General features: G+C 65.0%; 13 protein-coding genes. 7 read left to right on the plus strand and 6 right to left on the minus strand.

Going from position 1 to position 14,386, the window contains the following annotated elements; all coding sequences use genetic code 11:
- Positions 1-17: 17 nt before the first annotated feature.
- On the minus strand, positions 18-1,235 hold the full coding sequence (locus QGV55_RS01665) for a hypothetical protein (protein WP_281018613.1): 1,218 nt from the start codon (positions 1,233-1,235) through the stop codon (positions 18-20).
- A 185-nt stretch (positions 1,236-1,420) separates the two neighbouring features.
- Between QGV55_RS01665 and QGV55_RS01670 the strand changes: the two genes are divergently transcribed.
- From QGV55_RS01670 to QGV55_RS01680, 3 genes are read left to right on the plus strand one after another with little or no spacing between them, the layout of a single operon-like run.
- Positions 1,421-2,725 (plus strand): glycosyltransferase family 4 protein, encoded by a 1,305-nt coding sequence (locus QGV55_RS01670; protein ID WP_281018612.1) that lies wholly within the window; start codon positions 1,421-1,423, stop codon positions 2,723-2,725.
- Positions 2,722-3,576 (plus strand): hypothetical protein, encoded by an 855-nt coding sequence (locus QGV55_RS01675; protein ID WP_281018611.1) that lies wholly within the window; start codon positions 2,722-2,724, stop codon positions 3,574-3,576. The genes QGV55_RS01670 and QGV55_RS01675 overlap by 4 nt, the downstream gene beginning before the upstream one ends.
- The gene (locus QGV55_RS01680; RefSeq protein ID WP_281018610.1) at positions 3,573-3,845 is read left to right on the plus strand and encodes a PqqD family protein; all 273 of its coding nucleotides are present in this window, start codon (positions 3,573-3,575) and stop codon (positions 3,843-3,845) included. The genes QGV55_RS01675 and QGV55_RS01680 overlap by 4 nt, the downstream gene beginning before the upstream one ends.
- Positions 3,846-3,885: 40 nt before the next feature.
- Here QGV55_RS01680 and QGV55_RS01685 read toward each other — a convergent pair whose 3' ends face one another.
- Positions 3,886-4,581, minus strand: coding sequence for a response regulator transcription factor CtrA (locus QGV55_RS01685; protein WP_281018609.1), 696 nt, complete (start codon positions 4,579-4,581; stop codon positions 3,886-3,888).
- A 295-nt stretch (positions 4,582-4,876) separates the two neighbouring features.
- Between QGV55_RS01685 and QGV55_RS01690 the strand changes: the two genes are divergently transcribed.
- The 4 genes from QGV55_RS01690 (at position 4,877) to QGV55_RS01705 (ending at position 9,237) form a co-directional block, all read left to right on the plus strand.
- The gene (locus tag QGV55_RS01690) at positions 4,877-5,044 is read left to right on the plus strand and encodes a YdcH family protein (RefSeq protein ID WP_281018608.1); all 168 of its coding nucleotides are present in this window, start codon (positions 4,877-4,879) and stop codon (positions 5,042-5,044) included.
- Positions 5,045-5,278: 234 nt separating this feature from the next.
- Positions 5,279-7,303, plus strand: coding sequence for a hydantoinase/oxoprolinase family protein (locus tag QGV55_RS01695; protein WP_281018607.1), 2,025 nt, complete (start codon positions 5,279-5,281; stop codon positions 7,301-7,303).
- A 17-nt stretch (positions 7,304-7,320) separates the two neighbouring features.
- Positions 7,321-9,039 carry a hydantoinase B/oxoprolinase family protein gene (locus QGV55_RS01700; protein ID WP_281018606.1) on the plus strand — a complete coding sequence of 573 codons (1,719 nt, stop codon included), beginning with the start codon at positions 7,321-7,323 and terminating at the stop codon, positions 9,037-9,039.
- Positions 9,040-9,042: 3 nt separating this feature from the next.
- The gene (locus QGV55_RS01705; RefSeq protein ID WP_281018605.1) at positions 9,043-9,237 is read left to right on the plus strand and encodes a hypothetical protein; all 195 of its coding nucleotides are present in this window, start codon (positions 9,043-9,045) and stop codon (positions 9,235-9,237) included.
- 64 nt (positions 9,238-9,301) lie between these two features.
- On the opposite strand, the gene QGV55_RS01710 is transcribed toward QGV55_RS01705, so the two are convergent.
- The 4 genes from QGV55_RS01710 to QGV55_RS01725 form a co-directional block, all read right to left on the minus strand.
- On the minus strand, positions 9,302-10,063 hold the full coding sequence (locus QGV55_RS01710; RefSeq protein ID WP_281018604.1) for a CoA-transferase: 762 nt from the start codon (positions 10,061-10,063) through the stop codon (positions 9,302-9,304).
- Between the two features lie 4 nt (positions 10,064-10,067).
- The gene (locus QGV55_RS01715; RefSeq protein ID WP_281018603.1) at positions 10,068-10,904 is read right to left on the minus strand and encodes a CoA-transferase; all 837 of its coding nucleotides are present in this window, start codon (positions 10,902-10,904) and stop codon (positions 10,068-10,070) included.
- A gap of 220 nt (positions 10,905-11,124) precedes the next feature.
- Entirely contained in the window at positions 11,125-12,711 is a 1,587-nt protein-coding gene (gene purH / locus QGV55_RS01720; RefSeq protein WP_281018602.1) for a bifunctional phosphoribosylaminoimidazolecarboxamide formyltransferase/IMP cyclohydrolase, read from the minus strand.
- A 57-nt stretch (positions 12,712-12,768) separates the two neighbouring features.
- Positions 12,769-14,385, minus strand: coding sequence for a heparinase II/III family protein (locus QGV55_RS01725; protein ID WP_281018601.1), 1,617 nt, complete (start codon positions 14,383-14,385; stop codon positions 12,769-12,771).
- Between the last annotated feature and the right edge of the window lies 1 nt (position 14,386).

Consider the following 14,386-nt stretch of genomic DNA (forward strand, 5'->3'; position numbering starts at 1 on the left):
GCTGCCTGACCGGTGCCTCACGCCACCTTGCGGTTGGCGTTCATCTCGGCCAGTTGCTGATCGACCAGGCGGCCCTGGAACAGGGACAGGCCGATGGAGCGGCCGAACTCGAAGGCTTCCTCCGAATCGCAGCGGCACAGGATGACGCGGGACGTACCGGTGCGGCGGATGGCTTCGACCAGTTCCTTGCGCCGCTCCGCCCCGCCGTCTTCCAGTGCGTCGGCGGACCAGATGAGTTTCTGCATGTCCAGGCCCAGCTTGCGCTTGTCCACCAGCGGGAAGGTCAGGTGGGTCAGCCCGTCGACGCAGATGCGGTAACCGCGATTGCGCACGAAATCACGCGCGAACATGAAGCTGCTGACGTCGGCGAACAGGTCGCTCGGCTGCACCTCCAGCACGATCGTCTTGCGCGTCAGGGCGCGCAGGCGGTGATCGAACTCCAGGAACTCCGGCGACAGGATGGTGCCGATGTTGATGTTGATGGAGGTGGAGAGCGGCACCGCGTTCTCGATCTCCGGCAGGGCCTTCAGGATGCGCAGGTCCAGGTACTGGGTCAGATAGCTGAACAGATAGGCATTGGCGGTCAGGTTGACCTCCGGCATCACCATCCGGTTCAGGTCACCGATGGAGACGAACAGTTCGTTGAACACCGGGCGCAGCGTCCCGTCCGGTGCCATGGCGCAGATCGGCTGGCGCCGCATCAGGGAGGTGATGTCCATCGACGTGATCTGCTCGACCAGGCGCCCCAGATGTTCCGGTCGCATCGGGACCTTCGGCGGCTGCTGGTTCTTGCGGGCCTTGCGCCGCTCCGCCTCGATCAGGCGTTCGTTCTCTGCCTGCTGCTTCAGCGAACGGGCGAGGGCGACGAAGGCATCATATTCATCGTCCAGGTCATACCAGGTGCAGAATTTCCCGGTGTCATAGGCGTCATCGTGGGTCAGGGGGTCTTCGTTGAACAGATAGCGCAGGCGGGTCACGACCTCATCGACCTCGGTCGGGGTCGCGCCGCGGGCAACGAAGATGAGATCGTTGTTCGACATCATGAAGAGCTGGCCGTCGAAGCGCTTGGCCAGCAGTTCGAAACTGTTGGCAGCAATACGCATGTGGTGCGCGCGCCGGTAATGCGCCCCCAGCCGCGACAGGTGGATATGGACCGCGATGCGATCATCCGTGTGCCGCGCCAGTCGCTCGGCAAAGTCCAGCAGCCGGATTTCCTGGTCTGTCCGCGCCTTCATTGACTCACTTTCCGCGTTTCGGGTTCTGCGCCCGGTTCTGCCTGAAACGGAACCGTCGCACAGGTGGCTTTAGAACTGGTTAACCGGCCGACAATGGCTGCGGCGGGATGCATCAGGGATTGACCTGCGGCCCGGCTTGGCTGATGCCTGTCGGACAACCCAATTCACTGGAGGCATAGCCACCCATGCGTGTCCTGTTCCTGCACAACAATTTTCCGGCCCAGTACCGGCATGTGGCGACCAGTCTGGCGGCGGAGCAGGGGCACCAGCTTGTCTTCGGCACCCAGGCGAAGAACGGCGAGATTCCGGGGGTGACCAAGGCGTTCTACAAGCCGGCGCGGGAGGTGCGGGCGGAGACGCATCATTATGTCCGCAACCTGGAAAGCGCCGTGCTGAACGGCCAGTCGGTCTATCGCATGTGCATGGACCTGAAACGCCAGGGCTTCGTGCCGGACCTGGTCTGCGGCCATTCCGGCTGGGGTCCGACGCTGTATGTGAAGGATGCGTTCCCCGACACCCGTGTCCTGAGCTACTTCGAATGGTTCTACCACGCGCATGGTTCCGACGCGGACTACCTGCCGGAGAGCGAGATTTCCTCCGACGATGAATGCCGCATCCGCACCCGCAACGCCGCGATCCTGCTGGATCTGGCGAACTGCGACTGGGGCCTGTGTCCGACGCTGTTCCAGCGCGACCAGTTCCCGAAGATCTTCCACAACAAGCTGACCGTGCTGCATGACGGCGTCGATACGGATTTCTTCAAGCCGGACCCGGATGCGGTGATGAAGGTCGGCGATCTGGACCTGAGCGGCGCGAAGGAGATCGTCACCTACGCCACGCGCGGGATGGAGCCCTATCGCGGCTTCCCGCAGTTCGTGGAGGCGGTGGCGCAGTTGCAGAAGGTGCGGCCCGACATGCACGCGGTCATCGTCGGCCAGGACCGGGTGGCCTATGGCCGGAAGCTGCCTGATGGCCGAACCTTCAAGCAGAAGATGCTGGAGGAACTGGAACTGGACATGAGCCGGGTCCACTTCACCGGACTGCTGCCCTATGGCGAGTACCTGAAGGTGCTGCAGGCCAGCCACGCCCACGTCTACATGACCGTGCCCTTCGTGCTGTCCTGGTCGCTGATCGAGAGCATGGCGACGGGGTGCCTCATCATATCCTCCGACACCGAGCCGGTGCGGGAGGTCATTCGCGACGGCAAGCAGGGTCTGCTGGTGGACTTCTTCGATGTCGACGGGCTGGCGCAGCGGATCGCGGAAGCGCTCGACAACCGGGAAGCGCTGAAGCCGCTGCAGGAGGCGGCGCGGGAGGTGGTGCTGAAGAACTATGCGCTGAAGGACACGCTGCCCAAGCATGTCCGCCTGCTGAAGGCGGTTGCCTCCGGCGCGCTGCCGCCGGTCCTGTCCCCGCCGAAGCCCCCGGCCCGGCCCGGCCCGGCCGCCGCCGCCGTCGCTGAGCCAGCCATGACATCGAGTCAGCCATGACACACAGGGCCTCCGGTTTTGCCAGTCCGACGCGACCGGTGATCGTGGATGCCCCGCAGGCCCTGCTCGACCTGACCCGCGCGCAGGCACCGCACTGGCCGGAAGCGGAGGGCGCGGACGATGCTGCTCATGTCACCGCCCTGACAGCGGACGATGGCTCCGTCCGGTTCACGGCCAGCAGCTACGCGGCACCGGATGTGGTGCTGCCGCCGGGCCTGCTGGCCGCCAACGGGCTGATCGGCACCGTCATCGGGGCCTTCACCGCGGCCGATCCGGACTGGATCTGCCTGCATGCGGCGGCAGTTGCCCTTGGCCACGGCGAACGGCGGGGCCTGACGGTCCTGCTGGGGGACACGATGGCGGGCAAGAGCACCCTGGCCATGGCCCTGGCGGCAGGAGGCGCGCGGCTCTGGTGCGATGACCGTCTGCCGCTTTCGCGGGACATGCAGGGTCTTGCCCTCGGACTTCGGCCCAAGCTGCGTCTGCCCCTGCCGGACAGTGCCCCGTCCCGGTTCGCCACCCTGGTGGAAGCGCGCGGTATGACACGGGAGGGGAGCATGGTGTATCTGGCGCTGGAAGAGGAGATGCAGGCGACGTTCGGGGAGGTTCTGCGGGTCCGCCGGCTGATCACGCTGGAGCGGTCAGGGCAGGCGCAGGCACCGAAACTGACGCCGGGCAGTATTGGCGAGACCGTGAAACGTCTGGTCCCCGTGACCTTCGCCCCCCATCTGGACCCGATGACCCGGCTCACCCGGCTGCGCCAGGTAGCAACGGCCTGCGAATGCCGGCATCTGGCCTATGCTGACAGCTTCGAGGCGGCGGAATTCCTGATCCGGGAGCCAGACGAATGAACCATTGGGAACGTGTCGCGGGCGTATCCGAGAACCCGATGGACGATGACCTGTTCCTGGTGGCGCCGGTCAGTGGCGAGATCGTTCATCTGGATGCCATGGGGGCCGCGATCTGGCGCCTGCTGGAACAGCCGCAGAGCCTGGAAGAGATTCAGGCGACCTTCGCCGCGGCCTTTCCCGATGCGGCGGCGGAGCGGCTGCAGGGTGACCTTGCGGTGGCCCTTGAAACGCTGAAAGCCGCCGGACTGGTGCGACAGTCCGACGGCTGATCAGGGAGGGGCAGAAAGAGAAGGCTTGCGGGCCGGTGCCTCAGGCGGCGGCTTCCGCTTCTTCCGGGTCACGCAGCACATAGCCGCGTCCCCAGACGGTCTCGATGTAATGGTCGCCACCGGTCGCAGCCGCCAGTTTCTTGCGCAGCTTGCAGATGAAGACGTCGATGATCTTCAGTTCCGGCTCGTCCATGCCACCGTAGAGATGGTTCAGGAACATTTCCTTGGTCAGCGTCGTGCCCTTGCGCAGCGAGAGCAGTTCCAGCATCGCGTATTCCTTGCCGGTCAGGTGGATGCGCTGGGCATCGACCTCGACTGACTTGGTGTCCAGGTTCACCACCAGCTTGCCGGTGCGGATGATCGACTGGGCATGACCCTTGGAGCGACGGACGATGGCATGCACGCGGGCCACCAGTTCCTCACGCTTGAAAGGCTTGGTCAGGTAATCGTCGGCGCCGAAGCCGAGACCCTTCACGATGTCGCCCACGTCCATCATGCTGGACAGGATCAGTACCGGGGTCGAGACCTTTGAAAGGCGCAGCTTCTTCAGCACGTCATAGCCGTGCATGTCGGGCAGGTTCAGGTCCAGCAGGATGATGTCGTAGTCATACAGCTTGCCCAGATCCAGGCCTTCCTCGCCCAGATCGGTCGAGTAGACGTTGAAGCCGTCTGACGACAGCATGGTCTCAATGCCACGCGACATGGCCATATCATCTTCGATCAGCAAAACGCGCATCGCACCGTTCCTTCCTTGACCGCATTAACCCCGTGCGAAGGATAATCTTCCATTAATCCTAACGAAGGGTTAACCGCGTTAACACTTGTTGATTCTCATTCCGTGACGTCAGTCGTGACGATTGTCCGCGGTTTCGCAATTCCCGTTCCAGTTTTGTGTCGGCCGTCAGGAAATGTCAGAAATCTGTCATTCAGGGATGACAGATCGATTTTCGGGGCGCAGACTTTCAGGTGACAGGGCCGGGTGCCCAGATGTCACCCGGTTCTACCCACCGAACGACGGAAGGGAGTACCTCGTGTCATCCAAACCAACACTAGACCAGATGAAGCGTCGCCATGCGGAGCTTGAGGCCAAGATCTCCGCTGAGGAGGCTCGCCCGGCACCGGATGAAGCGCTGTTGGCGAAATGGAAGAAGCAGAAACTCTCGCTGAAGGATTCGATGCTGGAGCGACACGCGGCCTGACCGCGCGCATCGACGACTGACCGACCGAGGGCCCTGTCAGGCAACTGGCAGGGCCTTTGTGTCACAGCGCCTGGTATCGTCGGCATTCTGTCCGTGTGGCGCCGCAGACGGCAGCGCAGCCTGCCCCCGTTGCGTCCGCCACATGGTGCAAGTGCATCTGCATCCAAGCAAGGTTGCCGACAAGTGCACTACCCTGTTCGCAATTCAGTGAACCAGCAGTCTGCAGGGGGACGCATGTCACGCTTGACGGTGGGAATCGACGTCGGAGGCACATTCACCGATTTCGTGGCCTATGACCCGGAAGGGAAGGAAGTCACGGTCTGGAAGAATCTTTCCACGCCGGACAATCCGACGGACGGCGTGCTGCAGGGGCTGCAACAGCTCACCGGCAGCATCCGCAACCTGCGCCTCGGCACCACCGTGGCCACCAATGCGATCCTGGAACGGCGCGGCGCGCGGGTCGGCTACGTCACGACGAAGGGCTTTCGCGATGTGCCCTTCATCCAGCGCGGCAACCGCAAGCACCATTACGACGCCAGCTGGGTCAAGCCGAAGCCGCTGATGAAGAGGCGTGACTGCTTCGAGCTTGATGAGCGGATGCTGGCCAGCGGCGCGGTCCACAAGGCCATCGACCCCGCCGAGGTGGAAGCCATGGCAGCGGAGATCGCGGCCAGGGGCGGGATCGAGGCGATTGCCGTCAACCTGCTGTTCTCCTATGTCACCCCCGATCACGAGATCGCGGTGCGCGACATCCTGGCGAAGGCCCTGCCGGACGTGCCGGTCTCCATCTCCTATGAAGTGCTGCCGAAGTGGAAGGAGTACGAACGCGCCTCCACCACAATTGCGGATGCCTTCGTCAAGCCCATCGTCAGCCGCTATCTGACGGACCTCGGCACGCGGCTGAAGGAGCGGGGCGGCGTCGAGAATGTCGCCATCATCAAGTCCAATGGCGGTGAGATGACCACCGACGCGGCGGCCGCATCCCCGATCCACATGACGGTCTCCGGTCCCACCGGCGGCGTTGTCGCGGCGCGCCATATCGCGGCGCAGCTTGACGTGGGGAATCTCGTCACCTTCGACATGGGCGGCACCTCCACCGACTGCTCCACGGTCGTTGATGGGCAGGAGAGCTTCACCACCAACTTCGAGATCGAGTTCGGTGTGCCCATCCAGGTGCCGATGATCGACATCCGGACGATCGGTGCAGGCGGCGGTTCCATCGCCTGGATCGACAAGGGCGGCATGCTTCGGGTCGGACCGCAGAGCGCCGGCGCCAATCCAGGCCCGGCCTGCTACGGCTTCGGGGGCACGCAGCCCACCGTGACGGATGCCAATGTCATTCTGGGACGTATCAGCCCGGAGAACTTCCTGGGCGGAACCATGGCGCTGGACATGGCAAAGGCGCGGGCGGCGATGCAGACCATCGCCGAACCGCTGGGGCTGGGCGTGGAGGAAACCGCGCTGGCGGTGCTGCGCATCGTCACCAACAACATGACCGGTGCGCTGCGGTCGGTGCTGACGGAGCGCGGTCTCGATCCGCGTGACTTCGCGCTGCTGGCCTTCGGTGGCGCCGGGCCGCTGCATGTCGCCGATCTGATGGGAGAGGCGTCGATCCCGACCGGCGTCGTGCCGAACCATCCCGGCCAGTTCTCCGCCTTCGGCTTCATCATGACCGACGCGCGGGTCGATCTGGAGCGGACGGTGCAGATGACCTCCAGCCGCTTCGATCTGGACCGCGCCAATGAGGTCATGGGCCAGCTCGTCAGCGATGCGCTGGGCAACCTGAAGGCACAGGGCTACGAGCAGGGCCTGAGTGTCAGCCGTACGCTGGAACTGCGCTACCTCGGCCAGAACTACGAACTGGAAGTGCCGGTGGAGTTCGAGACCTTCGACGCCGAGACGGTGCAGAAGGCTTGGTCGACGTTCCACGCGCTGCACAAGTCGCGCTTCGGCTTCAATATCCCGCGGGAGGTGATCGAGGTCATTACCTTCAAGGTCACCGCGATCTCGGTACGGGAGACGCCGACCCTGCCGACCCTGCCGAAAGCCGCGGGTCTGCCGGAACCGACGGCTCACCGGCAGGTGCACTATGATGACGGTGCCATGCAGGCCGCTGTCTATGATCGTGCCAGCCTGGGTGATGGTGCGGTGATCGAGGGACCGGCCCTGGTCGAGGAACCGGCTTCCGTCACCGTGCTGCGCCCTGACCAGACGCTGACGGTCGACGGTCACGGCAACCTGATCATCCGCAACCGCTGAACAGAGGAGACGAGGCCATGGGAACGTCGAAAGCCACAGATTTCGTCACCATGAACATCATCGAAAGCTCCATGATCTCGGCGTGCCGGGAGATGGGGATCACCCTGATGAAGACGTCCTATTCGACGATCTTCAACGAGGCGCTGGACTTCACCTGCGCCATCGCCAGCGCCGAGGGCGAGATGTGGGCCGTGGCGGAATTCTGCCCGGCACAGATCGGCGGCATGCCGCTGATCATCAGCTCCAGCCTGAAGGAAATCCCGCTGGACACCATCCACCCCGGCGACGTGATCGTCCACAACGACCCCTATCGCGGCGGCCTGCACACGCCGGAGCACACGCTGTTCTGCCCGGTCTTCGTGGATGACCAGCTTGTCGCCTTCACCGTCGCCATCGGTCATGTGGCGGAAGTCGGCGGCATGGTGCCGGGCGGCTTCGCCTCGGAAGCGACCGAGATCTTCCATGAAGGCATTCGCGTGCCCCCGGTGAAGATCAAGAAGCGCGGCGAGGATGTGGAGGAAGTCTGGAAGCTCTGGCTCGCGAACGTCCGCACGCCCCGCTACAACTACGGCGACATGCGCGCCCTGATCAGCGGTGTCGAGGTGGGCGCGGAGCGACTGGCCCAGACCATCTCGAAGTATGGTGTGGATCACTTCCGCAAGATCTGCGCCGACCTGATGGACTATTCTGAGGCCCGGATGCGGGCGGAGATCCGCGACCTGCCGGACGGCGCCTATCCGTTCCATGACTTCATGGACAATGACGGTGTGACCGATCAGGAAATCCGCATCAACGTCGAATGCTTCATTCAGGACGACGAGATCGTGGTCGATTTCGAAGGCAGCTCGCCACAGGTCGGCGGTCCCATCAATGCCACGCTCGGCGTGACCTGGTCGGCGGCCTACAATGCGATCCTGCATCTGACGGATCCCTCGATCCCGAAGAATTCCGGCTGCTTCCGGCCCATTCACGTGCTGGCACCGGCGGGGACCGTGGTCAATGTCGACTATCCGGCACCGGAGGTCGGTGGCAATACGGAGACCCATCCCCGTATCGCCGGGGCGGTCATCGGGGCGCTGGCCCCGGCGTCGCCGGAGCGGGCCTTCGCCTCCGAGGGCGGCACGCACCTGAACTTCGTCTTCGGTGGTCAGGACAAGGCGAACGACGAATATTTCGCCTGCTATGACATCGAGGTCGTGGGCTGGGGCGCGACGCGCCACGCCGACGGCAATGACGCCACCGACGCGATCAACGGCAATTGCCGCGTGACGCCGGTGGAGGTGTTCGAGACCCGCTACCCCTGGCTGACGGAGGAAGTCAGCCTGATCCCAGACTCGGGCGGGGCGGGCGCAACCCGTGGCGGACTGGGCACCCGGCGCATCTGGACTTGTCTGGATGCGGAAATCACCTGCAGCCAGCTCACCGACCGGCATGTGCATCAGGCCTGGGGCCTGAACGGCGGCGGCTCCGGCACGTCCGGCATGACGCTCTACATGGCGGCGGGAAGCAACGAATGGCAGAACATGATGCAGGCCTTCGGCAAGGCATCCACCAGCAAGTGGTCCAACGTGGTCATCAAGCCGGGTGACCGGGTGGAGATCGTGACACCGGGCGGCGGCGGCTACGGCAGCCCCGCAGAACGTGATCCGGAACTGGTGCAGGAAGACGTGGCCGAAGGCTATGTCACGGCAGAACGCGCGAAGGCCGACTATGGCCTCGGCGCCGGGGGGGATTGATCCATGCGTTTCTCGGACACCGGCTACTACATCGAACGCTACATCAAGTGCGGCAACTGCGGCGTGCTGGTCTATGACGAGGGCGTCAAGGCCAGCGACCCGAAGCTGGAAGGGCAGACCTTCTGCTCCGACTGGTGCGTCGACTGGCGGACACAGCGCGTGAATGGCAACAAGGCCCCGAGGATCAAGACGGGCTGATCCCCACCCCGACCTTCCCCCGTCGAGGGGGAAGGGGCAGGATTTCGCTGGTGTGGCAGCCTGTTCAGGCCGCGTTCATCGCCTCAGGGAACACCTTGGCGGCGAAGCGGGGGTAGCATTCGGCGATTTCCAGGGAAATCTGCTGGCGGATGATGTCCAGCGTTGCGCGGTCCGGCAGGATGGTCTCCGGCACATGCTCCGGCACATCGATGTCGAAACCGGTATTGTCCAGCACTTCCTCGACCGTATGGCCGGGATGGACGGAGACCAGGTGGAACTTCCGCCGGTCCTTGTCGAAGCCCATCTGGCAGATCGGAGACACCATCGCGTAGGGCCCGCCTGTGCGATAGACCTCCGGATCACTGGTGCCCGGGGTCGAGATGAAATCCACCTTCTCCACGAAGACGCGGCGGGTGTGTTCTTCCCGGAACAGGATGACGCGCGGCACCAGATAATAGAGGTAGGCGGAACCGAAGGAGCCGGGCCAGCGGATCTTCGCCTGCGGATAGTCACCGATGCCGACAAGATTGATGTTGGCCTGACCGTCGATCTGTCCGCCACCCAGGAAGAAGGCATCCAGCCGTCCCTGTGCGGCCCAGTCGAACAGCTCGACACCGCCGTTCGTCATCAGGTTGTTCGCGCGGCTGCCCAGCACATTCACGTGCATGGCCCCGCCTGACTGATGCCGTGCCAGCAGGCAGCCGCCGCCGGGAATGGGAGAGGATGCGCCGCTGGATACCAGCCGACACCCTTCCAGCAGGCGGGCGATGATGGCGATCAGCAGCTCTTCGGTACGGATCTCGTCGGGTGCGGGAAAATCACTCACAGGCTCACTCCGCCGCTGCGGCGCGGGAATCGCCGGTCACGAACTGGTCGAGATAGTCCTGGAAGCCTTCCGCGGAGCGGGCGGCGGCGACGTAGGACGTCATGTGGGCCTCATCCGCCGGGTATTCGTCCCAGAAGGCCAGCGGCCATGCGCCCTTCCGGGCTTCCGCCACGCCACCGACATAGAGCGCGGGCAGGGTGCCCGCCGCCGTCTCGTCGTCACGCAGCAGGTTGCCGTCGACGATCTCCTCCACCGTCACCAGTGTCTGGCGCGACGCTCCGGCCAGCGCCATGACCTCGCGGCGGATGCCGATGTAGACGTTGCCGTGGCGATCCGCCTTCTTGGCATGGATCAGCGCGAAGTCCGGCCGGATGGCCGGCAGCAGGACGATGGGATCTTCCTCGTCACTGAAGGGGTTCTGCGCCACTTTCCAGTCGTCGCGGTTGGCCAGAACGTCGGAGCCGATCATGCCACGCAGCGGCATGTAGGGAATGCCCTTCTGCCCCGCCTGGATACCGGCATGGATCGCCGGGCAGGTCGCGTCCTTGATCTTCAGGCTGCCGTCGCCGATGGCGGCCTGGAACCGCGGCGCGCCGCCGAACTCGCCCAGGGTCACGGCGGAGGTCTCGATGGTCTTCACCGCGCCGGCACCGATCAGAATGTCGCCCTGCAGGCCCGTCACCGGCAGGCAGACCAGGTAGAGGTCGCGCACACCACGGCGGACCATGGCCCGTGTGAGTTCCATGGCGATGCCGGTGTAATCCGCAGGCACCACGATCTTCGCTCCATCGGGGATCAGAGCCGCCAGACTGTCGACTGAGTCATGAACGATACCGGTCATCGCATATTCCTCCCATTTGAAGTGTTGTTTGTATCAGATCGGCAGGGGCGCGAACAATGGCGCATCGCGGCATGGCCACGCACGGCCTTGAGCATGGCGGAGTCGGAGTTGTGCTGACCGTTCCGCCCCTCTCCCCCTCCCGACCACCCACGGGAGTATCCTTAACGGGTGGTCGGGAGGGGGGGAGGGGCGGAACGGTCCACCATCAAGTGCCCCCGGCTCAGTGCCGGAAGTGGCGCATCCCGGTGAAGGCCATGGCCAGACCGGCCGCGTCGGCGGCGTCGATGACTTCCTGGTCACGGACGGAGCCGCCGGGCTGGATGACGGCCTTCGCGCCTGCATCCACTGCCGCCAGCAGGCCGTCGGCAAAGGGGAAGAAGGCGTCGGAGGCCACGACCGAGCCCTCGGTCCAGCTTGCCGTGTCACCGGCGGCTTCCCGCGCCTCGTCGGACTTGCGCGCGGCGATGCGGGCGGAATCGACCCGGCTCATCTGCCCCGCGCCGACACCCACCGTGCGCCCGTCGCGGACATAGACGATGGTGTTGGATTTGACGTGCTTGGCGACGCGGAAGGCGAAGATCATGTCGCGCAGTTCCGCCTCTGTCGGCTGGCGCTTCGTCACCACCTTCAGATCGGCGGCGGCGATGCGGCCATTGTCGCGGGACTGGGCCAGGATACCGCCCGCCAGCGCCTTGAAGGCCATGCCGGGTGCCGCCGGATCGGGCAGCCCGTCAGTCAGCAGCAGGCGCAGGTTCTTCTTGGCGGCCACCAGCTTCATGGCTTCCTCGCTGGCGCCGGGGGCGATGATGACCTCCGTGAAGATTTCGGTGATCTTGCGGGCCGCATCCGCGTCCAGCGGCCGGTTCAGGGCAATGATGCCGCCGAAGGCACTGACCGAGTCACAGGCCAGCGCCCGCTCGTAGGCTTCCAGCACCGTCGATCCCACCGCGACACCGCAGGGGTTGGCGTGCTTGATGATGGCCACGGCGGCGCTCTCCGCCGGGTCGAACTCCGCCACCAGCTCGAAGGCCGCGTCGGTGTCGTTCAGATTGTTGTAGCTGAGTTCCTTGCCCTGTACCTGGCGGGCGCTCGCCACGCCAGGGCGCGGATCGCCGCTGGGGTAGAAGGCGGCGATCTGGTGCGGGTTCTCGCCATAGCGCAGCGACCGCGCCGGACCTGCCGACAGGGCGAAGCGATGCGGCATCCCCTCCGCGGACTGGCTGAACCAGCCGGTGATCGCCGCATCATAGGCGGCGGTGCGGGCATAGGCGCGGGCCGCAAGGTCCTGGCGGAACGCCAGCCCCAGCCCGCCCTGGTCCTGCCATTCGCTGATCAGCCGGCCATAGTCCGCCGGGTCGGTCACGACGGCCACGAACTGGTGGTTCTTGGCGGCGGAGCGGATCATGGCAGGGCCGCCGATGTCTATATTCTCGATCACCGTGGCACGGTCGGCGCCGGAGGCCACCGTGGCCTCGAAGGGGTAGAGGTTGATCACCACCAGGTCGATCCCGGCGATGTCATGATCCTGCATGGCCTTCTGGTGGTCGGCATTGTCGCGCAGCGCCAGGATGCCGCCGTGGATCTTCGGGTGCAGCGTCTTCACGCGCCCGTCCATCATCTCCGGTGATCCGGTATGGGCACTGACCTCGCGCACGTCGCAGCCCATGTCGGACAGGGCACGGGCGGTGCCGCCGGTGGACAGGATCTCCACCCCCTGCTGCTTCAGGAACCGGCCCAGCACGTCCAGTCCGGTCTTGTCGGAAACGGAGATCAGCGCGCGCTTCGGCACGATGTTCGTTTCGGTCATGGGATCAGGTCTCCTGCGTCGCTTGTTCGATAGGACAAGATTTGGTGGGATCGGCGGTCAGGAATCGCTGCCGTCGATCAGGGTGAGTGCCCATTGCACGGTGATGTCCGTGCTGTCCAGATCGCCACTTGCCACAACCTGCTGACTGCGGCGCGGCGACCCGTCGCCCAGATAGACGCTGTCCTCCAGTTTCAGGTCCGCGCCCGCGACCCGGATCCGCCAGCCACGCCCGGACTTCAGGCGGATCAGCGCTGCGTTGCCCCCCTGGGCCAGCACCGCGCTGGCATCCGGGTGCAGGTGAAAGCGCACGGCGAAGGGCACATGGTTGGGCTTCCGTCGGTCCGCGACCTCCAGCCGGTCTTCCCCGCGCAGGTCGCGTCCGTCGCGATCCAGGTACAGCCGTCGCCGATGCACCACACCGAACCGTTCCTGATAGCCGGTATGCATCATGTCCAGCCAGGTTGCGTCCGCCGATTCGGTGCGCAGCGCCTCGGCCTCCAGCCGCCGTCGCCGGCGCCGTCCGGCATCCGGTACCCCGACCGCGTTGGTGTCGGCGATCGTCAGTGTCGAATGTGCTGCGGTGGAGGCCAGTGCCCGCTCCCATTCCGGCGACGGGGGGCGTGCCGCGCCGCCGTTCACCACCACCCGCTCCCGCCGGTGGCTCATCTCGAAACTCAGCAGTCCCGCGAAGCCGACGCCCGGTTCGGGGGCGGGGCCACCGAAATCCGCGATCAGTGCGGTATTGCCCCCCTGCAGGCGCTCGAAGCCCGCCTTCGGTGCCGACAGGTTGGGTTTGCCGCGAATGCCGGAACGGCGGATCGTCTGCTCGATATCCGCCGCCGTGCCTTCGGTCGCGCCATTGAACAGACCCAGCCCGCCATCGCCGTGCCGCAGCATCCGCAGCGTCGGGGTCATGCGATCGATGGCATTGATCAGCGGCTCGGGCGGGGGTTCGCCGATGTTCATCATCGTGCGTTTCAGCAGGATCAGATCCTGCAACACATGATGCAGCACCTGTGGATTGCGGGAGATGTGTCCGCCATCGGAAAGCAACTGCCGCCTGATCTGGTCCGTCAGCAGCACCAGACCCTTCTCGGTCCAGTTACGGCTCTCCGGCAGGCAGAGACCGATGAAGGCGAGACCCGTCGCCGCGGTCACCGCCTGAACCCCGTTTGGTGTCTTCTCCGCCACCCGCGCCAGATGTCGCGCCTGCCGGGCCATGGACCTGAGCAGGTCGGAGCGGTAGGTCAGTTCCGCGTTCTTGAACAGGATATCGGCATGCAGGCACCAGCTGATCAGCCGCCGCGCCAGAATGTCGGAGCGCCAGTTGAAGGCATCATATTCGGCATTGTGCGTCAGCCATGATCCGGCGAGTGACCGCGCCGCGCGGGTTGCCGCTTCTCCCCCCGCCGCCTGAAAGTGGCGCAGCCAGGCAAATCCCTGCAGTTCCGCCTGCCAGGATTCCGATGCGGTGACTCCGACCCAGGGCGGGCCGGACCCGACCTCCACCAGTTCTCCGGCCAGATCGAAGCGACCGCGAAACAGCTCATTGGCGCGGGCCGGGTCGCCGGGCCAGAGATTCTCGGGATAGTAGGCGAGGCCATGGGGGAAGCGACCGCGCAGCGACATTTGGTAGAGACGGCTGCGATAGACAAGGTCTCTGACGCCGCTCATG

The sequence above is a fragment of the Minwuia sp. IMCC3009 genome, from assembly GCF_029909415.1.
GTDB lineage: Bacteria > Pseudomonadota > Alphaproteobacteria > Minwuiales > Minwuiaceae > Minwuia.

Bases quoted from the DNA above. Each gene is read 5' to 3' on its own strand.
- QGV55_RS01665 (WP_281018613.1), bottom strand. From the start codon at position 1,235: ATGAAGGCGCGGACAGACCAGGAAATCCGGCTGCTGGACTTTGCCGAG.
- QGV55_RS01670 (WP_281018612.1), top strand. From the start codon at position 1,421: ATGCGTGTCCTGTTCCTGCACAACAATTTTCCGGCCCAGTACCGGCAT.
- QGV55_RS01675 (WP_281018611.1), top strand. From the start codon at position 2,722: ATGACACACAGGGCCTCCGGTTTTGCCAGTCCGACGCGACCGGTGATC.
- QGV55_RS01680 (WP_281018610.1), top strand. From the start codon at position 3,573: ATGAACCATTGGGAACGTGTCGCGGGCGTATCCGAGAACCCGATGGAC.
- QGV55_RS01685 (WP_281018609.1), bottom strand. From the start codon at position 4,581: ATGCGCGTTTTGCTGATCGAAGATGATATGGCCATGTCGCGTGGCATT.
- QGV55_RS01695 (WP_281018607.1), top strand. From the start codon at position 5,279: ATGTCACGCTTGACGGTGGGAATCGACGTCGGAGGCACATTCACCGAT.
- QGV55_RS01700 (WP_281018606.1), top strand. From the start codon at position 7,321: ATGGGAACGTCGAAAGCCACAGATTTCGTCACCATGAACATCATCGAA.
- QGV55_RS01705 (WP_281018605.1), top strand. From the start codon at position 9,043: ATGCGTTTCTCGGACACCGGCTACTACATCGAACGCTACATCAAGTGC.
- QGV55_RS01715 (WP_281018603.1), bottom strand. From the start codon at position 10,904: ATGACCGGTATCGTTCATGACTCAGTCGACAGTCTGGCGGCTCTGATC.
- purH (WP_281018602.1), bottom strand. From the start codon at position 12,711: ATGACCGAAACGAACATCGTGCCGAAGCGCGCGCTGATCTCCGTTTCC.
- QGV55_RS01725 (WP_281018601.1), bottom strand. From the start codon at position 14,385: ATGAGCGGCGTCAGAGACCTTGTCTATCGCAGCCGTCTCTACCAAATG.